At 52.4% G+C, this 24,059-nt stretch carries 18 protein-coding genes and 1 pseudogene; 8 read left to right on the forward strand and 11 right to left on the reverse strand.

The window, feature by feature from the left end; all coding sequences use genetic code 11:
* Nucleotides 1-114: 114 nt before the first annotated feature.
* A pseudogene (locus FJ147_06220) lies at nucleotides 115-1,013 on the reverse strand (glycosyltransferase).
* A 346-nt stretch (nucleotides 1,014-1,359) separates the two neighbouring features.
* Here FJ147_06220 and FJ147_06225 point away from each other — a divergent pair.
* Nucleotides 1,360-2,649 carry a hypothetical protein gene (locus FJ147_06225; GenBank protein ID MBM4255479.1) on the forward strand — a complete coding sequence of 430 codons (1,290 nt, stop codon included), beginning with the start codon at nucleotides 1,360-1,362 and terminating at the stop codon, nucleotides 2,647-2,649.
* A gap of 373 nt (nucleotides 2,650-3,022) precedes the next feature.
* The gene (locus tag FJ147_06230; protein ID MBM4255480.1) at nucleotides 3,023-4,543 is read left to right on the forward strand and encodes a sigma-54-dependent Fis family transcriptional regulator; all 1,521 of its coding nucleotides are present in this window, start codon (nucleotides 3,023-3,025) and stop codon (nucleotides 4,541-4,543) included.
* 3 nt (nucleotides 4,544-4,546) lie between these two features.
* Here FJ147_06230 and FJ147_06235 read toward each other — a convergent pair whose 3' ends face one another.
* The 8 genes from FJ147_06235 to FJ147_06270 all read right to left on the reverse strand — a co-directional run bounded on the left by FJ147_06235 (nucleotide 4,547) and on the right by FJ147_06270 (nucleotide 13,892).
* Nucleotides 4,547-4,792: a MoaD/ThiS family protein gene (locus FJ147_06235; GenBank protein MBM4255481.1), complete on the reverse strand. Its 246-nt coding sequence runs from the start codon at nucleotides 4,790-4,792 to the stop codon at nucleotides 4,547-4,549.
* Nucleotides 4,789-6,222 (reverse strand): NAD(P)/FAD-dependent oxidoreductase, encoded by a 1,434-nt coding sequence (locus tag FJ147_06240; protein ID MBM4255482.1) that lies wholly within the window; start codon nucleotides 6,220-6,222, stop codon nucleotides 4,789-4,791. Before FJ147_06240 ends, FJ147_06235 begins: the two co-directional genes overlap by 4 nt.
* A gap of 97 nt (nucleotides 6,223-6,319) precedes the next feature.
* Nucleotides 6,320-8,164, reverse strand: a complete 1,845-nt coding sequence (locus FJ147_06245; GenBank protein MBM4255483.1) for an aldehyde ferredoxin oxidoreductase family protein — start codon at nucleotides 8,162-8,164, stop codon at nucleotides 6,320-6,322.
* Nucleotides 8,161-8,646, reverse strand: coding sequence for a 4Fe-4S dicluster domain-containing protein (locus FJ147_06250; GenBank protein MBM4255484.1), 486 nt, complete (start codon nucleotides 8,644-8,646; stop codon nucleotides 8,161-8,163). Before FJ147_06250 ends, FJ147_06245 begins: the two co-directional genes overlap by 4 nt.
* A gap of 414 nt (nucleotides 8,647-9,060) precedes the next feature.
* Nucleotides 9,061-9,783, reverse strand: a complete 723-nt coding sequence (locus FJ147_06255) for an OmpA family protein (GenBank protein ID MBM4255485.1) — start codon at nucleotides 9,781-9,783, stop codon at nucleotides 9,061-9,063.
* Between the two features lie 12 nt (nucleotides 9,784-9,795).
* On the reverse strand, nucleotides 9,796-10,134 hold the full coding sequence (locus FJ147_06260) for a hypothetical protein (protein MBM4255486.1): 339 nt from the start codon (nucleotides 10,132-10,134) through the stop codon (nucleotides 9,796-9,798).
* A 106-nt stretch (nucleotides 10,135-10,240) separates the two neighbouring features.
* Nucleotides 10,241-10,744, reverse strand: coding sequence for a signal peptidase II (gene lspA, locus FJ147_06265; protein ID MBM4255487.1), 504 nt, complete (start codon nucleotides 10,742-10,744; stop codon nucleotides 10,241-10,243).
* Nucleotides 10,745-10,757: 13 nt separating this feature from the next.
* The gene (locus FJ147_06270; protein ID MBM4255488.1) at nucleotides 10,758-13,892 is read right to left on the reverse strand and encodes an isoleucine--tRNA ligase; all 3,135 of its coding nucleotides are present in this window, start codon (nucleotides 13,890-13,892) and stop codon (nucleotides 10,758-10,760) included.
* Nucleotides 13,893-13,988: 96 nt separating this feature from the next.
* On the opposite strand from FJ147_06270, the gene FJ147_06275 reads away from it, so the two are divergent.
* Complete coding sequence (locus FJ147_06275; protein ID MBM4255489.1) at nucleotides 13,989-14,258, forward strand: hypothetical protein; 270 nt, start codon at nucleotides 13,989-13,991, stop codon at nucleotides 14,256-14,258.
* A 442-nt stretch (nucleotides 14,259-14,700) separates the two neighbouring features.
* Here FJ147_06275 and FJ147_06280 read toward each other — a convergent pair whose 3' ends face one another.
* A complete protein-coding gene (locus tag FJ147_06280; protein MBM4255490.1) occupies nucleotides 14,701-14,994 on the reverse strand; it encodes a DUF3553 domain-containing protein in 294 nt (97 codons plus the stop codon).
* A 140-nt stretch (nucleotides 14,995-15,134) separates the two neighbouring features.
* Between FJ147_06280 and FJ147_06285 the strand changes: the two genes are divergently transcribed.
* The 5 genes from FJ147_06285 (at nucleotide 15,135) to FJ147_06305 (ending at nucleotide 20,318) form a co-directional block, all read left to right on the forward strand.
* Nucleotides 15,135-16,391 carry a CoA transferase gene (locus FJ147_06285; GenBank protein MBM4255491.1) on the forward strand — a complete coding sequence of 419 codons (1,257 nt, stop codon included), beginning with the start codon at nucleotides 15,135-15,137 and terminating at the stop codon, nucleotides 16,389-16,391.
* Nucleotides 16,392-16,396: 5 nt separating this feature from the next.
* Nucleotides 16,397-17,935: an inorganic triphosphatase gene (locus tag FJ147_06290; GenBank protein ID MBM4255492.1), complete on the forward strand. Its 1,539-nt coding sequence runs from the start codon at nucleotides 16,397-16,399 to the stop codon at nucleotides 17,933-17,935.
* A gap of 37 nt (nucleotides 17,936-17,972) precedes the next feature.
* Complete coding sequence (locus FJ147_06295) at nucleotides 17,973-18,425, forward strand: histidine phosphatase family protein (GenBank protein ID MBM4255493.1); 453 nt, start codon at nucleotides 17,973-17,975, stop codon at nucleotides 18,423-18,425.
* A gap of 18 nt (nucleotides 18,426-18,443) precedes the next feature.
* Nucleotides 18,444-18,860, forward strand: a complete 417-nt coding sequence (locus FJ147_06300) for a glyoxalase (GenBank protein MBM4255494.1) — start codon at nucleotides 18,444-18,446, stop codon at nucleotides 18,858-18,860.
* Between the two features lie 276 nt (nucleotides 18,861-19,136).
* Nucleotides 19,137-20,318, forward strand: a complete 1,182-nt coding sequence (locus FJ147_06305) for an ammonium transporter (protein ID MBM4255495.1) — start codon at nucleotides 19,137-19,139, stop codon at nucleotides 20,316-20,318.
* A gap of 104 nt (nucleotides 20,319-20,422) precedes the next feature.
* Here FJ147_06305 and metH read toward each other — a convergent pair whose 3' ends face one another.
* Nucleotides 20,423-23,950, reverse strand: coding sequence for a methionine synthase (metH, locus tag FJ147_06310; protein MBM4255496.1), 3,528 nt, complete (start codon nucleotides 23,948-23,950; stop codon nucleotides 20,423-20,425).
* Nucleotides 23,951-24,059: the final 109 nt, after the last annotated feature.

Raw genomic sequence — 24,059 nt, forward strand, 5'->3', positions numbered from 1 at the left:
CCGGCTTATCGACGGGCTGCAAGCACCAAGGGGACTCGACCTCGGCTACGCCAGAACCGGCGGTAGTGTAGCGCGCGGCACTCGGGTTTTCATCGGATAAGGTGAGGCCTCGCCTCATGAACGGCTTTTCTGTAGATAGAATACATACAGTGGTGCATTACTGATGAGCAAGGCGATGACCAAGACTCCACTTATCACGACGAGCGACGGTAGCCAAAATGTTCCAATACCGGCTGCCATTAGGGCATAAACGAAGATCGCACTCAACCGGCTGGCAACTCCCAGGTTGAGATCATTCCGCATCTGCCCTTCCTTCCAGATGAGAGCCGTCCACGGCAACGCGCGAGCGCAGAAGTCAGTTTTGAGTAAAGAAGACACGTTCCAAGCCTTTAAATGCTTGACTTGTAGCTTTTTGCAGAGGCGAATGCGATACCCGGCACGAGTGAGGCGATAGCCGAGCTCAATGTCTTCGACGGAAGGAATGCGATATCGCTCATCGAAGCCCTCAAGGGCAAGAAACACTTCACGCCGAATGGCGCCACAAGCACCCCAGAATGTTATCGCTTCATCACTCGATGTTTGATGTATATAGTGATGCAAGAGGTTCTTGTATTGTGACAAGAAATTCGTTGCTGCTGGTGTGTCATCATAGGAGCCAAACAACGCGACGATGTCTGGATGGGAATGAAAATTCTCAGCGACCTGTGCAATGGCTTGAGGCGGAATGGTAACGTCTGCGTCGACAAAAAAACGAGATCACCTCGTGCGGCGCGCGCACCGATGTTGCGAGCGCGTGCAGGACCGCCGCGAACAGGGAGGGTCATGACACGGGCACCAGAAGCCTGTGCGAACGCTCCCGAGCCATCGGTGTCATCGTCGGCAACAACAATAAGTTCCAGTGGCTGTGGTCTTGTCTGTAACACGCTTGCTAAACAAGCGCGAAAACTAGCACCACCGTTATAGACTGGAATAACAAGCGATACCGTTGAGAGAGGGAGAGCCGGCGAGATCATGACTGTCTATTATCTTCACGTTGCTGTTCTTGTCACTCTGCACCCTAGCAGCCTACCGTGAAAGCTCAAGCCCGATTGACAGGAAGGACCAAGAGCCACACGCTTGACGCCGTATGTACTCCGCTTGTAGGTTTCCGAAATCATTTGTGGATGCATAGCCCGTTCATGCTTCGATCCTTCGACAGGCTCAGGATTTCAGCACGAACAGGGAAATTATCCTGGCTGCTTGTCTTTCCCGTACACCCTGAGCTTGTCGAAGGGTGGTTGTGTTTTGCCGTTCCCCATCTCAAATAGGACTCCTATATCCCCAGCTTCCGTTGCGTCACGTTTCCCCAGGAGTGGCTCCGTGACCACTCGAACAGTCATCTCGTTGATGACCACTCTCCAGATGCTGTGGTTAGTGCTTATCTGGTGGAGTGGAACAGCCCCTCGCCCTGAAAAGTTACTTCCACTCGTACTGTACAGTCTGGTGGCTGCTGTAGTTATTGGTTGTCTTCCACGGACAGCACTCGATAGCCTGAAACGGTTGCAACGAGCACTCATACAAAGTGGACCGCGAGTATGGGGGTGTGGTGCGGCCCTCTTCCTCACGGCTGGCTGGCTGTATGCTAGCACATTCCTCGGATGGCCAGACGAACTTTACGTATTTGCAGCGGCGAAAATCGTGGCCGAGCAGGGTATCGGTCCGTTCTTTGACCAGTATGAGCAGATTCCTGGGCTTGGGCAGCAACACCCGCCACTTGTTATTCTTCTCTATGGCTTCGTGATGCGTCTCTGTGGAGCGGAACTCATTGTCGTACGAATGGTCTCGCTCTGTTTTGCATTGATAGCGTTGGGGCTGACTTATCGCATTGGCAGTGAACTCTCGACGCGTACGACCGGAATGGTAGCGGCGGTGTGGTTTCTTTGCATGCCATTTTTCTTTCGCCTGGCACCGGTAGGATTGACTGACATGCAAGTCACTTTTTGTTTTGTCTTGGCAATTTTTCTGACATTACAATTAGTGAAACAACCATCGTTGTGGCGAGCAGCTTTCGTCGGAGTCTGTATCGGCATTGGATTGCTTTGCAAATATACAATGGTTTTGGTGTATCCAGTCATCCTCCTTGTGTGGTTGGGGAGTGATCGGGTTCGTCCATTACTGCCTGTTTTTGCTATCGTCTTTCTTGTTTCGCTGGGGATTTTCTGCCTCTGGCTTGGATATGCTATGCAGGAAGGTATTTTTGCTGGCCAGCAGGCATTGCTCTCTCGCTATGCCAAGAACATGACCTCATCGACGAAAGGGCGATGGTGGCTCCTCCAGGTACTCGTCTTTCGTTTACCGTCTGGCATTGGCGTCGCGCATCTTCCGATCTTGGCTGTTGGCTTTTGGCACCTGCTGTATCGTCGTCAACGTTCTGATTATCTCTTAATAGGGTGGATCCTTGCCGTTGCGCTCCCGCTGTTATTAACGCTTCCTGGTCCGCGTTATTTTTCCCCCTTATTCCCTGCTCTCGCTATCGTCATGGCTCTTGGGGTACGACATATTGCTGGTGACGTCGAACGAGTACTGTTGCTAGCCCTCGCGTTCGCCAGTGCCTCACTGTATCTGTTTGTCGACTGGCCTCATGCGGCGGGTGGATTCTTTACTCGGTAAAGCCATGGGGATAGCGGCCAACTGGCGAATTTTTCCTGCCGTAGCTACCAGAATTTTCTGCATAAGTGCAGGGAAAGAATGGTAGATAGGCTACATAGTTACACCGGTCCCAAATTTTACTGCAATTTGAGACTTTCCCAATGTGTATCGAATATCTTATGCTGCTTACATCTTGAGTTCAGGTAGGGAGAAATTCGCTTTCCCCAACGCGTTCTTTCAATCCTGACCAGTGTTTGTAGTGTTTTCCCAGGTGGAGTGTGGACAATGAATGACGATCTTTCCTCAGTCGGGCATCGAAGTCCTTACTGCGTTTTTGGTAAAACTCACATCTGTCGCTATAACCCATAGGATGAGTCTTCCTGAATGAAAGGGTGTGACATTACTTATGCAACATCAGTCAACCGAGACTCACAACGGTTCGCTCTCTGCACGATCACGAAAAACTACTGTCGCTAGCCTGAATGCGCGAACACATAAGTTGACCCCTCGCATTTTGGTCGTCGATGATGACGATTTGGCGCGTCGACAACTGGAACGGCAGTATCGGTTCTCTGAGTACGACGTTGTGGGCGTTGATTCGGCAGAAGCTGCACTCACCCGTCTTGAGAAGGACGACGATATAGACTTGGTCGTGACTGATCTGCGTCTCCCCGGACTCAGTGGTATCGACTTGACCGAGCGGATCGCGAAACGCTCGCCAGATATCCCGATTATTGCCCGTACTGGATATGCTGACGTTGAGACTGCCGTGCAAGTGCTCAAACTCGGGGCTACAGACTACATTGTCAAGCCGGTGACGCCAGATGCGATCCAAGAATCGACGCGTGCCGTTTTAGAAAAGGTCTGGCCATTTATTGAGATTCGTCATCTCCGCCGGACGTTGAAAGACCGTTACGATTTTGGTGGCATGCTGAGTAAGACCCCAGAAATGCATCGGGTCTTTGAAATCATCCATATGGTGTCAACAACCGATGTGACGGTGTTGGTGGAAGGAGAGACCGGAACCGGTAAAGAACTTGTCGCTACCGCCATTCACCATCACAGCACGCGACAAAAGGGCCCCTTTATTACCATTAATTGCGCTGGGGTGCCAGAATCACTCCTTGAGAGTGAATTGTTTGGTTACGAGCGTGGTGCGTTTACCGGTGCCGAACAATCTCGCCCAGGAAAGATCGAACTCGCCCATGGCGGCACGCTCTTTCTCGATGAAATCGAAAGTATGTCGCTGGCGATGCAGGCGAAGCTGCTGTTGGTGTTGCAAGACCGCAAGGTACAACGGTTGGGTAATGGCCAGCGAAAACCCATCGATATGCGCGTAATTGCCGCCAGTAACGTCCCGCTGGAAGACTTGGTAGCGCAGGGCCAGATGCGCAGTGACTTTTATTACCGGATCAAAGTCGTGCCCATCCGCTTATTGCCATTACGGCAACGCCGCGATGATGTGCCGTTGCTCGTCCAAGATTTCCTCCGGCATCACCCTGTGGCTCGACAAAAGCGCATTAATAAAGTGGCTCCGCGAGCGATGCATCAGTTGTTTCATTATGCCTGGCCGGGCAATGTGCGGGAGCTGCAAAACGTGTTGGAGCGAGCGCTTGTCCTGACCAATGGTAACATGATCGAGGAAGTGGACCTGCCGCAGATGGAGATTGCTACCGCTGCAAGCATTCCTGCGACTCCGATTGCTCTACCGTTACGGGAATGGCTCAACGAACAAGAAAAGTACTATCTGACCCGACAGCTGGAACTCTGCAAAGGCAGAATCAGTCGGACCGCAGCACAGTGTGGAGTGGATACCAAGACCCTCTACCGCAAGATGCGCTCCTATGGACTTGATAAGCGCACTTTTCACGACAATGGGGGCGAGGTGGAGACTGCAGAAGAACACGAATCGTAGAAGTTACCCACCTGCAACGGGTGGGAAAATACTGACTGCATCGCCATCCTTCAGTGGCTGAGCAAACTCCCGCGTTTGCTCCCCATTCACGAGCACCATCTGCGCCAGTTCGAGGGGAATGTTGAGCTGGTTGATGATGCTCGTAATCGTCGCACCATCCTCGAGTGTGAGCGTGGCTTTGCCACCAGACGAACCCGGTGGCAAGTTCTTTCGCAGGTTAGCGAAGAGTTTGACGTTGATCTGCATCATTGGCTCTTTCCAATGCCAGGTGTCGGTGTTGGTTTGAGTTCTGCGTATTTCGCTGGTCGCGTCTGAACGAGTGTTGCATGGGGAGCTTTGTTCCACGCTGCTGGGGTCACTCCATTCACTCGATAATCTCGCTCGCGTGAAGCGGTTCCTAACAGGGTCTGCGGTATCAATGCGTTCGCGACACCAGTAGCGACATAAGCGCGACGCAGATCAGTCGGATGCGATCGAATATAGTTCGCCCATATTCCTAGAGGCTTCTTGGTCTGGATGAAGCCTTTTGCCATTCCCACGTCGTTTAACATTGTCACATCGTCGATTGGGCCAACAAATAGTGCGCCAACTAAACGATCTCCCTCCCATACATACTTGCGGTACAGTGGGCGTGTTGGATTGGCAACGATTGTGACCTCACGTCCCTCCGCTCGCCAGAGACCAAAGCTTGCGCAGTGTAGCTTAACGACATCAAGTACGTTGATCAGTAAGCTGCCTGGATAATGGGTTTCTTTACCGGCCATGTTCGCACCAGCGACGCGACCATGATCGACTGCAGTTGGCTGGATTGCATGGACTGCTGACGTTCCCGAGAGTAGGTCGATACCCGCGGCGACATCACCCGCAGCATAAATACCGGGAATGTTGGTTTGTAGCCGGTCGTTGACCACTACTCCACCATTCATCGTGAGCCCAGAGCCAGAGAGAAACTCGATGTTTGGCTTGATACCAGTCGCGAGGATAACTAAGTCAGCACGAATCGTCGCCCCAGTGCTCAATGTCAGTGTCAACTTGCCGCTGTTGTCGCGTGTGATGCCCTGGACCTGGGCGCCAGTATGCAACGCAACACCACGGTTACGCAGCCAGCCTTCGACCGCGGTCGCTCCTTGTTGATCGAGCATACGCGGCAAGACGTGTTGTTCCATCTCGACAACGGAAAGTTTCCACCCACGTTTAGCCATAGCATTGAGAACAATGAAGCCGATGAACCCGGCACCGACCAGGACGGCTTCAGGAGTTCCCTGTCCTTTGGCGATCGTCTTGCGAGCATCATCGAGTGTCCAGAACGTATGAACACCATCAAGGTTGGCGCCAGGAAATGGCGGTCGCTGCGCAGAAGAACCAGTGGCAATCAGTAGATTGTCGAAGGTCAGAGTCTTTCCGTCACTAAGCGTGACTGTTTTTGTTTGCGCATTTACGGCCTGAGCCCGCACCCCAAGGTGCGTTTCGACCTTTTGACGGGTGAAGTAATTCTGGTCACCGATGAGGACATGCGGTTCAGGAATCTCTTGCGCCAGATAATAGGGCAGAACCATGCGCGAGTAAGCAGGTTCATCAGAGACTAGGGTAATCGATGCGTTAGAGCCTTCGACCGCGCGGATCGTATCGATTGCTGCTATCCCTGCTGGTCCACCACCAAGAATGACATGTCGTGACATAAATGCTCCACAAAGGTAGTCAGTAGCGAAGAGGGGGCTAGGGGGTTGGGGGCTAGGGGCTTGTGGGGAGGAAAATCTAGCCCCTAGCCCCTAGTCTTTACGCAAGCCCGAGTTCCTTTAACTTCTCCGGCGTAATCTTCCCGTCGGCAGTCCAGCCGCGCAGTTGATAATACTCCGGGAGCATCTCGCCTAAGCGATTCACCTGACCTTTCGCCGGACCAGTAGGAATTGGCTCTTCGAGGATACGTTTCGGTAAGGTGTCATCCTTCCCCGTAAAACCTGCGCGTTCATTCCACAAGCGTTCAACGGTCCAGATGCGTTCGCCGATTTTCAGCAGTCCTTCCAAGGTGTAAGGAACTCCAGTTGCTGCCGAGAGCTGCGGCAAAATTTCTTCGAGACCAATACCAAAAGTGAGGAACTGACAAAGACCAGTGGCGTCAACGGTTGCCGTTGCATCTTGGAACAGCTTGGTGATCTCAGCTTTACCTTCGGTCGCACGTGGGTCCATTTGCCGCGGCAGGCCGAGAATCTCAGCCGCGACCGTATAGGCCTTGAGATGACACGCGCCACGATTCGACGTGGCATAACCCAGTCCCATACCCTGAATTGCCCGGGCTTCATACGCGGCGAATTCTTGCCCTCTGACGCCCATGAACAGCTCGGGTCGGCCAAATTTTTCCGTCATTCGCTTCGAGCCTTCCGCGAGTTCATTACCGAAACCTTCACGGTAGGCAGTTTTCTCGGCCATTGCGATCAGTGCTTCGGCACTGCCGAAGTTCAGTGGCATACCAGTCTGTTGCGCGGAGACTGCGCCTTTTTCAAACAACTCCATTCCCGCAGCGACTGTCGCGCCAAAACTAATGGAATCCATGCCAAGTTCATTGCACAACCAGTTAGCTTTGATCAGTGCGTCTAAGTCACCCACGCCACACTCTGCCCCCATTGCCCATGCGGCTTCGTACTCTGGACCTTCGCCAGCAATCTTCCAGTTATGCGGATGAGTTGTGACCGAGTATTTTCCTGCGGCAGCACCGGGCAACGTCGACACGCGACCACACGCAATCGCACACGAGAAGCATGCTTTATTTGCCACCAATCGTGTTTCGGTGAGGGTTTCTCCACTGATGTCCTCAGCTTTGTCGAAGACAGTTTGCTGATGATTATTCGTGGGTAGTGCACCGTGTTCATTGATAACGTTGACCAACACTTCTGTGCCATAGATCGGCAAGCCCTGTGAGGTGACAGGCGATTCCCGCAGCTTGGTTTTCATCTCCCAGTGTGCTTGCATGTACGCTTTAGGGTCAGCTAAACGGACACCACCTGTGCCACGCACGACGATGGCTTTCAGGTTCTTGGAGCCCATTACGGCACCGACGCCCGAACGCCCGGCAGCGCGATGCAGATCATTCATGATGCAAGCAAAGCGCACCAACTTTTCTCCGGCTGGACCGATGCTGGCAATCACCGTGTCAGGGACACCAACCTCGGTGCGTAGCAGCTCTTCTGTTTCCCAGACGGTTTTACCCCACAGGTGGTTCGCTTCACGAATTTCAACTTGGTCATTGTAGATCCATAGATAAACAGGAGTCGACGCTTTCCCCTCAAGAATCAACATATCGTAACCAGCGGTTTTGAGTTCGGGTCCCCAGGTGCCACCTGAGTTCGATGTGGTAATGGCGTTGGTGAGAGGACCTTTGGTGACCACCATGTAGCGTGAGCCACACGAGGCATTGGTGCCGGTTAACGGACCAGTCACCACCAACAACTTGTTCTCTGGGCTAAAAGGTTCGACTTGCGGATCGACTTCTTGCAGCAAATAGCGCGCACCGAGACCACGGCCACCGATGTAATCTCGGGCCCATTCTTCGTGCAATGGTTCTTTGGTGACCTGTCGAGTAGTGAGATTGATACGTAAGACCGTACCGGTCCAACCGTACATCATGAGTGGTCTCCTTCCTGCATCGTTTGTAACCCAGCATTGACCTTTTGCGCCCATGCTGCGAGCCAATCAGGTTGTTGCATATCGACATATTCGATTGCCCCAGTGGGACAAGCCGTGACACACGCCGGGTCACCGCCGCACAGATCGCACTTGAAGGCTTTATGTGTGTCTGGATTGTAAAAAACCGTGCCATACGGGCAAGCAATCGTACATACCGCGCAACCGACGCAGACATTATCCATGACGACTTTCGCGCCGGTTTGTGAATCGATTGCGATCGCATTGACCGGGCAGGCTGTCATGCACCAGGCTTCATTGCATTGAAAGCACGTATACGGTGCATAACTGGCTTGTTCGTCAAAGATATAGACCCGAATCACAGAGCGTGACGGTTGGAACGTGCCAGTTTGGACAAACGAGCATGCCAGCTCACATTGCAAGCAACTCGTACATTTATCAGGAATGATCCGTAATTGTTTCATGCGTCTCCCCTTCGCATGGTAGAGTTCTGCAACTCAGCCCCTCCCAACATATCCGTTGAGACTGAGTTACGGGAACATCTTCTACCCCGATTGTTTTGTTTCAGCTAGTGCGGGTAGGAGACGGTGTCTCGCCTTCGATACAAAACTGAGCGTGCTCGGGATTCGTCTCTCCACACTGGGTACACTGCATAGACGGTTCGGTCCCCTTTACTCGTGACGACGTATCACGCCACACAAGGGATGCAAAGGAACAGTTGGAGAGATTGTAATGAACGGAGGAGAGTAGTTGAAGCAATTATCTGAGAAGGTTGGGCAATCCGTCATTGCGAGCAGAGCGAAGCAATCTCAGTTTCAGACAAAGATTGCTTCGTCGTCTGCGCTCCTCGCAATGACAACCCTGAATAGTTGGCACTGCTACTTATTCTCAATAATCACTTCGACTCGACGGTTCTTGGCTCGGCCAGATGGGTTGTCCGAGCCGTCGGTGTTCTTATTCGGCGCAACTGGATAGCGTTTCCCGTACCCTTTGGTGGCGATACGGTCTTGGCCTACACCTTCATTCTCGAGAGCCGAGGCGACACTACTTGCTCGACGTTCAGAGAGAGTTTGATTAGCTGCGTCAGTGCCTATGGAGTCGGTGTGTCCTTCGATCGACACGCGCCGATCTTTTGCTTGATTGTTGAGCACCTCGGCGATATCACGAGCTTTATCGCGTGCGCCACTGGTCAGATTCGCTTTGCCGAACTCAAACAAGACATCTGGCAAATTCACGACGACGCCACGTTCCGTTTCTCGCGCTTCAAGATTCTGCTTTTTGAGTTCATCGAGAAGAGCACGGTTCTTGGCGAGTTCTTGTCGCTGTTGCGCAATGACTTGTTCATTCTCGTTGGCTACCTGTTCGCGATTCTGTAACTGGTTCCCAACGAGGGCTCCACCTGCGGCGCCCATGGCACCACCAATCGCCGCACCAGCGGCAGGGTTACCCACAGCAGCACCAATGATTGCCCCGGTTGCTGCTCCCAGTCCTGTGCCAACAATCGTGCTTTTTTCTCGTGTCGAGAGCGGCTGCGAACAGCCAACCAGGAAAACAATGCCAATGCCGACTGCTATCTGACGAATAACATCATACCGCTTCATGATCTCCACCTCTTAATACTCGTCATCCTCGGTTGTTCTTCTTTGCTTGCGCTTCAGTTGTTCCAGCTCTTTCCGTTGTTGCTCGATCTCTCGTCGTTGTTCTTCCATCTCTCGCTGTTGTTCTGCTTGACGTACTTCCTGGCCTTGCATGGAATTGCCGATCGCTGCACCACCAAGTCCTCCCATTGCGCCACCAATGGCGGCTCCCGCTCCAGGATTTCCCACCGCTGCACCGATGATAGCTCCAGTTGCTGCACCGAGTCCGACACCACCAAGCGTGCTTTTTTCACGTGTACTTAGCGGCTGCGAACAGCTGCTGAGCGCCATTCCCAACACCACTATTCCCACCATCACGGTTGATTTTCGAATTATTCGCATAATCACCTCCTCGTTTGCGACGTGCTGTTGAACAAGAGGTATGTTACCTGACGTAGTCTGTCGACTCAACAATAGTGTGTCAGGTGGATGCGTGTTCGTGCGGAGCGGTTGAGGGCTGTTTCCATGACGCCCACAAGAGACCGATCACACCAATCGTGATACAGCTATCAGCAACGTTAAAAGCTGGCCACGCCCAATCGTGCCAGTAAAAAAGCAGAAAGTCGATCACTTCACCATAGAGGAGACGATCAATGAGGTTGCCAATTGCCCCCCCTAGGATGCTTGCTGCTGCAATGACGAAAAAGGCTCCTTCTTCTTGTGCATAGAGGATAAAAAAGATCAGCGCCGCAATCGCCACGCTGGTCGCGATCAGGAAAAATGGCTGCCGGAACCAGTCCGGTGCTTGCGCAAGAAAACTAAAAGCAGCGCCTGGGTTCCGCATGTGCGTCAGATCAAAAAACCCAGCAAGCATCGGGATACGCTGATGGAGTTCTACGTTTTGCGCAATCAAGGTCTTGGTCAATTGATCGAGAAAAAGAATGATTCCTGCGATAACAGCCGCGAGCAGTATTCTGTTGGACATGGGTTTCCCTCGATTATCCTTCGCGTTGCACGCCGAGCGTGAGTTTCATGCCTTCGATGTCGACTGTATCAACCCGATCTCCTTGGGCTTGAACCGGTCGCAGCGACCGCGCCAGCGTTTCTTGCTGAATGTACGCCTGATGTCGCTCAATGGCTGATGCAAGGGCAGATTCGGTTGTATAGGTGACGGCAATGCGATCTTCCACTTGATACCCGGCATCTTTACGCATTTGTTGAATGAGATGGACGACTTCGCGTGCTAAGCCCTCAGCAATCAATTCATCAGTGAGCGTACACGGAAATTCAATGGAAATGAAACGATCCGAACGTACGTCAGGGGCGCCATCGCGAGCCTGACGCAAGATCTGAATTTCGTTGGGTTGAAATGACTCTGCATCGAGTGTGATGGACTTGCCCTCTTCGCTTGCCAGCATTTGGTCGAGCGAAAGGTTGGTGATCTTCTTGCCAATGGTACCAAAGTTCTTGCCAAAACGAGGACCTAACAGTTGCGGATTAGCTTTCGCGCTGAGGGCAACCTTTGCCTCTTCTGCTGTGCTGTACACCACCTCTTTGACGTTGAGTTCTTCACGGATGTACGTTTCCAGCGGTTTGATCTCATCGAGAACCCATTGCTGACGATGAAGAATTGTCAGTTGCGGCAGTGGCATGCGGACTTTGACTTTGCGTTCATTACGTAAGCTCCGTCCCAGCAGCACAACACGCTGCATACGCGCGACGGCGTCTTCGAGTTCAGGATTCACTAATTGCTCATTGTACGTCGGGAACGGCTCAAGATGGACACTGTCCTTGCCCTGCCCGGCGTGGAGGGTGACGAGATTGCGATAGATGGCGTCAGCAAGAAACGGTGTAAATGGTGCCATCAGTTTGGCGTAGCCGAGCAACACCTCATACAAGGTACGATAGGCGTAGAACTTGTCAGCATCTGCGCCTTCACTCCAGAAGCGGCGACGGTTGAAACGGATGTACCAATTGGTTAGTTCATCAAGAAAATCAACCAGTGCTGGGACGACGTTGTAGAGCCGGTATCCTTCCATCTCGGCGTTGGTGCGCTGAATCAACGTCTGCTGCCGCGACAGAATCCAGCGATCAAGAATGTTGGGTGAGGAGCCTGCCGGTGTCAGGGCTAGGTTCCATTGATCGACCAGAGCGTAGGTGACAAAAAATTTATAGGCATTCCACCACGGCAATAGCAAACGACGCACGGTATCGCGCACGCCTTGTTCACTGAACCGTAACTCTTCAGCTCGCACAAGTGGTGAGTTGATGAGATAAAGCCGTAACGCATCGGCCCCGTGCTCGGCTAAGATTTCTTCTGGCTCGGGATAATTCTTGAGCCGTTTGCTCATCTTCTTGCCGTCTTCGGCAAGAACAAGGCCGTTGACGACAACGTGATGAAAAGCAGGCTTATCGAACAACCCGGACGCCATCACCATGAGTGTGTAAAACCACCCACGGGTTTGATCGAGTCCTTCGGCGATGAAATCTGCAGGAAACGATCGTGAAAAATCTTCTTTGTGTTCGAACGGATAATGCAACTGTGCATAGGGCATCGAGCCACTTTCAAACCAACAGTCGAAGACATGTGGTACGCGTCGCATCATGCCCTTGCCTGATGAGGCAGGAAATGTGAGGTCGTCGACAAACTCGCGATGCAGGTCTGACACTCTTGTGCCCGTGCGCTGCGCGAGTTCCTCGACACTGCCGAGGCAGACTACGTCTTTGCCATCGTCACTCTGCCAGATCGGCAACGGGGTGCCCCAGTAACGGTTGCGGCTGATAGCCCAATCGCGTGCACCCTCAAGCCAGTTGCCAAAGCGACCATCACGCAAATGATCAGGAACCCACTCTGTGAGTTTGTTATTCGCAACGAGGCGGTCGCGAAACGCTTCCACACGCACGAACCATGTGTTGACCGCACGATAGATCAGCGGGGTGTCACTGCGCCAGCAGAACGGGTAGCTATGATCGATCGTTGCTTGGCGGATCAGTGTTTTGTCGCGTTTCAGTCGCTCGATGATCTTTGGATCTGCCTCTTTAACATGCAGGCCAAGAAAATCACTCACTGGTGCAGTGAACTTTCCTTCGTCATCGACTGGGTTCACCATGTCGATGCCTGCTTTTTGACAGGCATAGAAGTCCTCTTCACCAAATGCTGGAGCAATGTGAACGATACCCGTACCGTCCTCGGTGGTGACGTAATCAGCTGGAATGACACGAAAGGCACCAACGTCCTTGCGGTCAGCAAAATAGGGCAAGAGCGGAGTAAAGCGACGCCCGACGAGGTCGGTTCCTTTGTATCGTGCCTCGACTGTGTAGGTGTCAGCCTTGGGGAAATACGCTTTTATGCGTGCGTCAGCGAGAATGTAGTGGGTGCCATCGCTGTGGTCGCGGACTTTGACGTAATCGACTTCGGGCCCGACCGCTAACGCGAGATTACTCGGTAACGTCCAAGGAGTGGTTGTCCAGGCGGTAAAGAAGGTATTTTCTTCTCCTTCAGCGGCAAAACGCACGGTGATAGCCGGGTCCTGGACATCTTTGTAGTTCAGATTGGCTTCGAAGTTTGAAAGTACCGTGCCCAGACGAGTAGAGTATGGCAACACTTTGTGACCTTCATAAACCAAGCCGCTGTCCCACAACTGTTTGAATGCCCACCACACCGTCTCCATGAACGACATGTCCATCGTACGATAGTCGTTGCGGAAGTCGACCCAGCGACCCATACGCCGGACTGTCTTTTCCCATTCTTGCGTATAGCGCAGCACGATCTTACGGCATTCACTGTTGAAATTGGCAACCCCGAACCGTTCGATTTCACTCTTGCCGTTCAATCCCAAAGACTGTTCGATTTCCATTTCGACTGGGAGACCGTGGCAGTCCCAACCAAAGCGACGTTCCACATAGCGACCACGCATGGTCCAGAAGCGGGGAATGATGTCTTTAATCGTGCCAGCTAAGAGATGGCCGTAGTGTGGAAGGCCAGTGGCGAACGGAGGGCCATCATAAAAAATGAACGGTGGCAGATGCCGAGTGTGTTCCAGGCTCTTGGCGAAAATATCCTTCTCGTCCCAGAATTTGAGGACGGCTAATTCCAGCTCAGCGAGTTTAACGTTTTCTGCCACCGCTTCCATGTTGTTGTTATCCCTAGCAATGAATTTTCACTACAAAAGAATTTCATAGGCTATCGATTGAGGCTCGGTTTGGCTAGTAGGCAAAGAGCGAGAGGAATGGCTCTTGACCCCTGCCATGAGCATGAAAAAATACTCGACATCCACTCGAAAACAGGAGAGCTGATCGCAATGGGCAAACGAAAGATGATTAACTTCGCACGACCAGGTGCTGACCAGTACGAAGACGTCGAAGAAGAAGGCATGCCGAAACCCTGTGCTATGGGAATTCCGTGGGTGAATCCTGACACGCTCAGCACGCTTGAACAACGGAAGATCCGTCGAACTGGCCCGAAAGGTGAGCCGCTGTCGGAGCAGAGGAAGGCTTAGCTCTTACGGCACTAGTAGTCAGTCACACTGAATTTGAGGGGTCGATTTCGTCATGCCCGCGCAGGCGGGCATCCAGGATCTTCAAGCAGGGGCCGCGACTTAACCTCCCTGGATTCCCGCTTTCGCGGGAATGACGCCACTACGTTCACCCGGCAGAATCAACATAACTGACTACTAGTACCGTATCTCGCACGTTCATGAGCGGTGAAATCGTAGGGTGCGTACCACGCGCCAGTCAGTTGGCGCGCTTCGCCCGCCCTACAACTGCTCACGAAGTTATGAGACACGATACTAGACATTGTGTCGTGATCGGGGCGTATAGCTGCACGCCCCGACAGTCCGTAGCGTGCGCTATGCGCACGAACCTTGTAGAGTGACGCGACATCGTGCGCACAGCGCACGCTACCTCAAAAGACAATTCGTCGTAGCGTATGAAATAGATTTACTCGTGCGGCAGCCGTTTCGCCAAGGAAGAACGGCTTGAACGTTTACGTTCGCCACCAAACAGCGAGTGTGATTGTCGGCGGATGCCAAAATAATAACAGCAAATGTCACTATCGAGGTCGTTGCTGAAGGTCCGTTGTTGGCCGTCATCGAACAGAATCCGTACAAGGCAGGTGCCACCAATCAAAGTCGAGGTCATTTCTTCGACTACAACACCATTGCCCCACTCTTCGTAGCGAAGGTGAGCAACGCGGTCGCCCAATCGTAAGTAGAGTCGCGGTCCGTCGCGCACGGTGTATCCTGAAAGTTCAACTGCTCCCCTTGTAGCTGAAAACGCTAGAACGAAGCAAGAAGGCAAATTTCGCGCCAATGAAGAAATTTGCTCAGGGGTGACTGACTCTGCTATGAGCAGCAGGCAGGAGGACCAATCTCATGAGCGATGAACAGCCACGCGATTCGTTACTCGCTGGGATCAAGGTGTTAGATTTTACCCATGTTCTGGCTGGGCCGACGTGCACCCGCATCCTTGCTGACCTGGGAGCAGAAGTGGTGAAGATCGAGTCTGCGCCAAATGGTGATGTTGCACGTAGCATGTTTCATGTCAAAGAGAACCTGAGCGCGATGTTCTTGTATACCTGCGCTGGTAAGAAGAGTCTCTGTGTGGACTTGAAGAAACCGGAAGGCCTGCAAATTGCCAAAGACCTGGTTGCGACGTTCGACGTTGTGGTCGAAAATTTTGCACCAGGAGTGATGAAGAAGCTTGGCCTGGAGTACGCTGCGCTCAAAGCGATCAATCCAAAAATCATCATGGCGTCGATTTCAGGATTTGGCCAGACTGGTCCGTGGGCTGATCGCACCAGCTTTGATATTATTGGTCAGGCCATGAGTGGAGTGATGCACATGACTGGCGAACCCGATGGCCCGCCACAATATGTGGGGAATGGCATCGGTGATCCCAACGCTGGCGTACATACTGCGCTAGCGATTTGTGCGTCGCTGTTCTATCGCGACCGCACCGGCAAAGGACAATACATCGATATCGCGCAGGTCGATTCGCTGCTCTATCTCGACTTATGCAACCTTCCCTATTACGCACTTTCTCATGGCGCATTTAATCCGAAACGCTTTGGCGCGTATCATTACGCAGTTGCTCCGCTTGGTGTTTTCAAGGGAAATGACGGGTACGTCGTTCTGCAAGCGATTGAACATCAATGGCCACAATTCGCCAAAGCGATCGGACGCGAAGATTTACTCACCAATGCAAAATTTGCGACCAACGCCAAGCGACTGGAGAATAAAGTGGAGCTAGCGAAGATCATCGAAGATTGGTTACAATCGTTTCCCAATAATGAAGCGGCACTAAATGCGCTGGCAGAGCAACGCGTTCCTTGCGCTCCTATACTTGATCTCGGTGGTGCGCTCAGTCACCCACAGACACTTGCGCGTGGGATGGTCACGCAGATCGAACATCCGGTGTATGGAACGATGCCAATCGTCAATACACCTTTTGCGATGTCCGAAGCACCGCGTCACATCCAAGGGCCAGCCCCGTTTCTTGGTCAACACAATGCCGAGGTGCTGAAACGTTACCTCAACTATGACGAAGGACACATTACGCAACTCACGCAATCCGCCGTGCTCTTTGAAGAGGAGCGGGTGAAAGAACTCCGACAACGCGGAGTGATCTAGCGACAATGGCTAACGAAGTTGAACTCAAACTGCTGGTCCCTCCAGACGAGAGCGAGCGGCTGTTTCATCACCCCGTATTTGAGACGGTCGCTCGTCGCGAATTGCCACCTCAACAACTCCTCAGTGTCTACTACGACACACCTGACCTTGATTTGAAGAGGCATCGTATCGCCCTACGTTTGCGTCACGTTGATGGTCGCTGGATACAGACGGTGAAGACAGAAGGCAAGGTCGCTGGTGGGTTACATGAGCGACCAGAGTGGGAAAACGAAACCGTTGAAGGCACCCCCGACCTTGCTGCTATCAGTGCGCCAACGGTTCGTGAGTTTTTTCTTGCTGAGAAAATCCGTAACACCCTGCGCCCTGTCTTTGTGACTGAGTTCGTGCGGACGAGTTCTCTCTTGGAGTTTGCCAATGGTGAGGTTATCGAACTGTCTCTTGACCAAGGCGAGATTCGCGCTGAAGGGAAACAGGTACCGCTCTGTGAAGTTGAATTAGAACTGAAGGCGGGCAATGCGGCTCGACTTTTTGAGCTTGCGCTGGCGTTGCAAGAAACGCTTGCCCTGAAGTTGGAGAACATTAGTAAAGCAGAACGTGGGTATCGGCTGCTCGTTCCTGTCGCGCTGGTCCCGGTGAAAGCGCGAGCGATTGAATTGCCTCCGGATCTTCCGGTGAGTGCTGCGCTTGTTGATATTTTGCGAAGCGAATTGATGCACTTGCAAGCGAATGAAGAGGGCGTATTGCGAGAAGAAGACCCAGAGTTTGTTCATCAGATGCGGGTGGCATTGCGTCGCATACGTTCAGCCTTGAGCGTGTTTTCTGCCCTCGTCCCGCGCGAAAAAAGTGAATCGATCCGAGCAGAGTTACGCTGGTTGACTGGCGAATTCGATGCAGTGCGGAACTGGGATGTATTTACGCTTGATACGTTACCACCCATTCTTGCGGCATTTCCTGATCACCAAGAATTAGTCTCATTGAAAATGAAGAGCGAAGGGCTTCGTCAGCAGCAGACCCAGCGGGCGCGAGAGGCAATAACGTCAAGTCGCTATCAACGCTTACTCCTGAACCTTGGTGCGTGGTTGTCTTTACAATCGTGGCGGGACACCGATACGCCTGATGGCGGGGAGGGCGAAGAAAAGATTTCCTCGTTTGCTACACGAGTTCTGAAAAAATGGCGTCGGCGTCTCAAAAAAAAGGGGAAAGATGTGACGACGAGTTCTCCAGAAGAGCAGCATCAGGTGAGAATAGTCGCGAAAAAACTCCGCTATGCCGCCGAATTCTTTGCTTCTCTGTATCCACAAAAGCAGAAGCACCTGCGACGCTACCTTGAAACTTTAGCCGAAGTGCAAGAGATCCTGGGATCATTGAATGATGCAGCAACTGCAAGATTATTGTTGAGCGAGGTTGTCAAGACGATTGAAGAATTCCCACAGTCGCAAGCGCAGAGTCTTGTGCTCGGGTGGACTGGCGGCAAGAGTCAAGCGCAGCTCAAGGACCTGGAACGTGTGTGGTCGAATTTTGTCGAGCAAAAGATTTTCTGGTAACTCTTTAGGTGAAGGATCGCAGAAAGAGGGGAATGGAATGGACCTGATTCTCTGGCGACACGCCGAAGCTGAAGATGGTGTGCCTGATACTGCACGAAAGCTGACTGCAAAAGGCGAAAAACAAGCGCAAAAAGTTGCTGCTTGGCTCAAAGACCGGATTGAGTCGCCAGTACGAATCCTCGTGAGCCCTGCGGTACGCACCCAGCAAACTGCAAATGCGCTCACAAGTAAGTTCGAAACCAGTAGTGAAGTGGGCTTAAGTACATCGGTGCAGCGACTCTTGCGCGTAGCAGGTTGCCCCAACGCGGAAGGAACAGTGATTGTCGTTGGTCACCAGCCGACACTCGGTCAAGTCGCAGCATTTCTCTTGACTGGCGAGGGTGCAGAGTGGGACGTCAAAAAAGGTGCCGTGTGGTGGTTCGAGGTTGAAGACAACGGCGGTGAACCGTATGCATCATTGCGAGCAGTGATTGCGCCCCGTGAAGCGTAACCAAGGGAAAGAAGGACTATGCGACATCGTTTTCACCTCGCGTTTCCCGTCACGGACTTACAATCCGCACGCCAGTTTTATGTCGACCTGCTCGGGTGTCGGGTCGGGCGTGAAAGCGACGTATGGATCGATTTTGACTTTTTCGACCATCAAATTACTGCACACCTCACAGAGAGTGCAAATGAATCGACAGCCGCCAATATGGTAGATGGCGACGACGTGCCAGTCCGGCATTTCGGTGTGATCCTAGAGTGGGACACCTGGCAGGCACTGGCTGATCGCCTGCAACGCCAAAACGCTGATTTTGTCATTACTCCCCATATTCGCTTCAAAGGCGAAGTCGGTGAACAGGCGACGATGTTCATCACAGATCCCAGCGGCAACGCGCTTGAGTTTAAGTCCTTCAAGGATATGAACCGAGTGTTTACTCGCTGAACCGGATCATGCAGAAAAGCCGGAGAACCGGTGTTTCTCACCCTCAGGCGATGACCAACCTTGCTTTTTTGGTGAGCGATTGCTATCGCGTCGGCAGACTTTTGCCAGGAGGGGAACCACTATGGAGGGAAAACATACCGGCGAGTTACGACAATTCGCCCGGATTGTCGGAGCATTGATTGTCCTTACCGGATACCGACAACGGCTTTTGCGGAAGACGTGTTGAATACAGGAGATACCGCATGGGTGCTCATCTCCACAGCTTTGGTGCTGTTTATGATGATTCCAGGGTTAGCGATGTTCTACGCTGGTCTCGTTCGTAAGCGGAATGTTCTGTCCCTCTATATGCAATGTTTTGCGTTGACCGCAATTGTGACGGTGATTTGGACTTTCTACGGTTATAGTTTGGCCTTCGATACCACCGGGATGCAGGCTGGTGAGAAAGGGTTGCATGCTTTTATTGGGAGTATGGGAAAAACATTTCTGGCTGGCATTACTCCCAACACCTTGCGGGGCTCGATTCCGGAAGTGTTGTTCTTTATCTTTCAGGCGACATTTGCCATTATCACTCCTGGCTTGATCATCGGCGCGTTTGCCGAGCGAATGAAGTTCGCTGCGATCCTGCTGTTCTCTGCATTGTGGGTGACAATCGTTTATCTGCCGATTTGCCATATGGTGTGGTCTGGTGCTGGTTCGTACTTCGGCGACATGGGAGTGTTCGACTTTGCCGGTGGCATTGTCGTGCATATCACTGCTGGTGCATCCGCATTAGTCGCCGCGATTCTGGTGGGAAAACGTCACGGCTATCCAGAGACCCCGATGCCACCGCACAATTTGACGATGGCATTAACCGGCACTGGCATGTTGTGGGTTGGGTGGTTTGGCTTCAACGGTGGCAGTGCGTTGGCAGCGAATGGTCAAGCCAGCATGGCGGTAGTGGTAACGCAGATTTCTCCGTGCGTTGCCGCGATTGTGTGGAGTGCGATCGAATGGATAAAAATCGGCAAACCCAGCGCTCTTGGATTGGCAACCGGAGCAATTGCCGGTTTGGCAGCGATTACCCCCGCATCCGGCAATGTTGGTCCTGCTGGAGCGATGGTTATTGGCGCAGTCTCAAGTCTCCTTGCCTATTTTGCGGTTGCAGTGCTGAAGCGTCAGCTCGGGTACGACGATGCACTTGATGTGGTCGGTGTTCACGGTGTTGGGGGTTTGGTCGGAACGATTCTCGTGGGCATTTTTGCGTCGTCAACATTCGGCGGTGCGGTCCAAGATTTGAACATTGCCTCGCAACTCGGGGTGCAAATTTATGCTGCGGTTTTTACTGCGGTGTACAGCATAGTGGCATCGTTCATCATTTTGAAAATCGTTGATGTGCTCGTGGGACTCCGTGTACATGAAGAAGACGAATTCTCTGGACTTGATTTAGCTGAGCATGGAGAGGTGGGGTACGACCTGTAGGAGAGAAAAAGAATGGGAGAACGGGAGAATGGGTGAATGGGCGATGAAGACCCGGTGGGGTGGTCGCCGGGTCTCCCTTTCGCCCGTTCTCTCAGTCTTTCGAATTATCCCGCCAACTGTCGCTCAAAGGCCGTCAACTCTTCTTCCAGGATACTGAAGTATTTTGCTTGTGGGTGATGGAAGACTAGCGCAGAGACTGATGCCTCAGGTTCCATCATGAAACCTTCAGTGAGATCCACACCAATTGTTTCTGTCGCCTGCAAAAGCTTGAAGAGCTTGGTTTGATCTTCTAGTCGCGGGCAGGCTGGATAACCAAAGCTGACACGGACGCCACGATAGCGAGCTTTGAAGCGCTCGCGCATGGTTAGTTCAGCCGCATCGGGAAATCCCCACATTTCTCGCAGCCGCCGATGCAGTAATTCAGCGAAGGCTTCAGCTCCTTCGATAGCAATTGCTTGTAGGGTATGGGACTTTGGATACTGCCCGTCTTGTTTATACTGCTCCGCTAACTCCCGTACACCGTGGCCGCACGTGACAGTGAACAGCGCGACGTAGTCACGCTTCCCTGAACTTTGTGGTGCGACGAAATCGCTCAAGCACAATCCTTCTCCATGCGCTTGGCGTGGGAAATGGAACACTTCGATAACCTCAGTCCCGGTTGAGTTGTAAATCAGGATCTGGTCACCATTGGAATTGGCCGGGAAGAATTTATAGACACCACGTGCGCGCAGGAGTTTTTTGGCGAGAATCTCATCTTCTAACCCGCGCACAAGCCGATCCAACTCGCGAGCTTTTTTGTCGCCTTGTTCGAGTAGCGTTTCTAAGTTGCCTTTGAGCCCCAAGTGCTTGCCATACAACATCGTCGGATTGATGTAGGCAAACACATCTTCCAGGTCGTAGTTATCGAGCACGTGCGAGCGTAAATCCGGTGGAAGAGGGATCTCATGTTCATGCGTGATTGAAGACGCTCGTGGTGCGACTACTTCTACGACCACTGGGTTTTCCGCGGGCTTTTGTATCTGTTCGCTGAGGCGTTGGCGATCGGTGAGAATCCTGTTATTCAGTGCCGTGCGTTTCTCAGGGACCACGATCTGATTAGCCAGGTCGAGACCGTTCATGGCATCGTTGGCATAGCAAACCAACCCCTCATATTCCGGGGCGATCTTGGTGGCAGTAAAACGCGCAGTGAGTGCAGCTCCACCAACCAGGATCGGGCAACTGACTCCTGCAGTCTTCAAGTCTTGTGCCGTGACGACCATCTGCTGGGCAGATTTTACCAGCAGTCCAGACAAGCCGATCATGTCGGGTTTATGGGTTCGGTAGGCCTCAATCAGCGTTTCCGGTGGCACTTTGATACCGAGGTTGATGACCTTATAGCCGTTGTTGCCAAGAATAATTTCGACCAGATTCTTCCCGATGTCGTGGACATCTCCTTTGACAGTAGCAAGGAGGACCGAACCTTTGAGGGCATCGTCGGTTTTCTCCATGAACTGTTCGAGATGTCCGACGGCGGCTTTCATGGCTTCGGCACTCTGCAGCACTTCGGCAACGATTAACTCGTTGCTATTAAACAGACGTCCGACTTCATCCATCCCGGCCATGAGCGGGCCATTGATGATTTCGAGAGGTCTGCGCGCTTGTAGGGCTTCGTTGAGATCATCAACTAAGCCTTCCTTTGACCCTTCGATAATACAGCGTGCTAAGCGCTCATCAAGCGGCAGGTCTTTGCGCGTATCGGTTTTTGCCTTGGTGTTCTTCTGGCGAAAATGAGCCGCGAATGCAGCAACTGGATCATTGCCGCGCCAGTAGATCAGGTCTTCAGAGAGATGGCGTTCCTCTTCAGGAATCGAAGCGTAGCGTTCGAGCTTCTCGCTGTTGACGATTGCCATGTCGAGGCCAGCTTTGACGCAGTGGTACAAGAACACCGAGTTCAGCACTTCACGTCCAGCCGGAGGCAAGCCGAAGGAGACGTTACTAATACCGAGAATGGTTTTACATTCCGGGAAGGTCTCTTTAATCAAACGAACGCCTTCAATGGTTTCTTCACCAGCACCAATGTAGTTCTGGTCACCGGTGCCAAGCGGAAATACCAACGGATCAAAAATCAGGTCTTCTGCGGGAACACCATATTTGCGTGTCAATAAGTCGTAGCTGCGTTTCGCGACTTCAAGTTTACGCTTGCGCGTGACGGCCATACCTTGGACAGGGTCTTCATCAATACAGCCGACAACGACTGCAGCGCCGTACTTTCTAATCAACGGCACGACTTTTTCAAATCGCTCTTCACCATCTTCGAGGTTAATCGAGTTGATAATCGCTTTGCCCTGCGAGCGTTTCAATGACTCTTCGATCACACGAGCATCGGTGGAGTCGATCATCAGCGGCACTTTGATCTTCTTCACCAACAGATCGAGAAACTTGGTCATGTCAGCGAGTTCGTCACGGTCAGGATCAGCCAAGCAGACATCGACAACTTGAGCACCACCGCGGACCTGGCGTCGACCAATTTCCGTGCCTTCTTCAAAAGCACCAGCAATGATCAGTTCTTTGAATTTGCGTGAGCCGATGACGTTGGTGCGTTCACCGACCAGCACTGGTCGCTTGTCTTCTTCAATCGTGAGCGGCTCTAAGCCTGTCACCACACTGCGGCGAGGCGCTTGAGTCATGCGTGGCTTCTTGCCGTCGAGCATCTGCGCGAGCAAACGCAAATGCTCCGGCGTAGTGCCACAGCAACCACCAAGCGTGTTGATCCAACCTTGATCAACAAAGCGCTCCAGCTTTGCCGCGATCATTTCCGGACTTTCGTTGTAGCGACCTTCCTCGTCTGGCAGACCAGCATTCGGCATACACAACACCGGGAAGCGTGAAATCTGTGACAAGGTGCGAATATGGTCGGTCATGAAATCTGGACCAGTCGCGCAGTTGAGCCCAAAGGCGAGCAAATCGTTGTGCGCTAACGAGACGTAGAGAGCTTCGATCCCTTGCCCTGCGAGCATTGTCCCCATGGTCTCGATCGTGCCAGAGATAATTAACGGCGCACTGATACCAGTTTTGTGGAAAGCCTCGTGAACGCCAATGATTCCAGCTTTCAGGTTTAAGGTGTCCTGCGCAGTTTCAAGGATTAATAAATCAGCGCCGCCAAGCAGTAGCCCTTCGGCCTGCTCAGCGTAAGCCTCGCGCATTTGGTCAAAGGTTGCACCACCGATCACCGAAATTGGCTTGGTGGTAGGACCCATCGATCCACAAACAAAGCGCGGCTTCGCTGGGGTGCTGTAGCGTTGAGCCACCTCTTTGGCAAGGCGAGCGGCTGCCTGGTTAATTTCCAACGCTCTGTCTTGAAGGCCAAATTCGGCAAGGACAATTCGTGTTGCCCCAAACGTATCGGTCTCGACGATGTCAGAACCAGCTTGGAGAAAGCTTTCGTGAATGTTGGCAATAATATGTGGGCGCGTGATAGCGAGATATTCATTACAATTCTCGTATTGCGGGCCGCCGAAGTCATCAGCCGTAAGATGTTTCGCGAAGATGGAGGTTCCCATCGCACCATCAAACAAAAGAATACGCTCTCGCATGAGTAAGAGCAGATCCTTGGCGCTTGTAGAAGAAGAGGGTGTAGTAACTAATTTTGCCATAGGCCTCATCATATCGACCCGCTCGGCGAGAATAAAGAGCAAAAAAAGGGGCGTTTGTTAGAACGCCCCTGTGTAAGCAAGTAGAAGGGAGGGAAAACCCTTAGCAGAG

Source organism: Deltaproteobacteria bacterium, assembly GCA_016874775.1.
GTDB lineage: Bacteria > Desulfobacterota > Binatia > Bin18 > Bin18 > VGTJ01.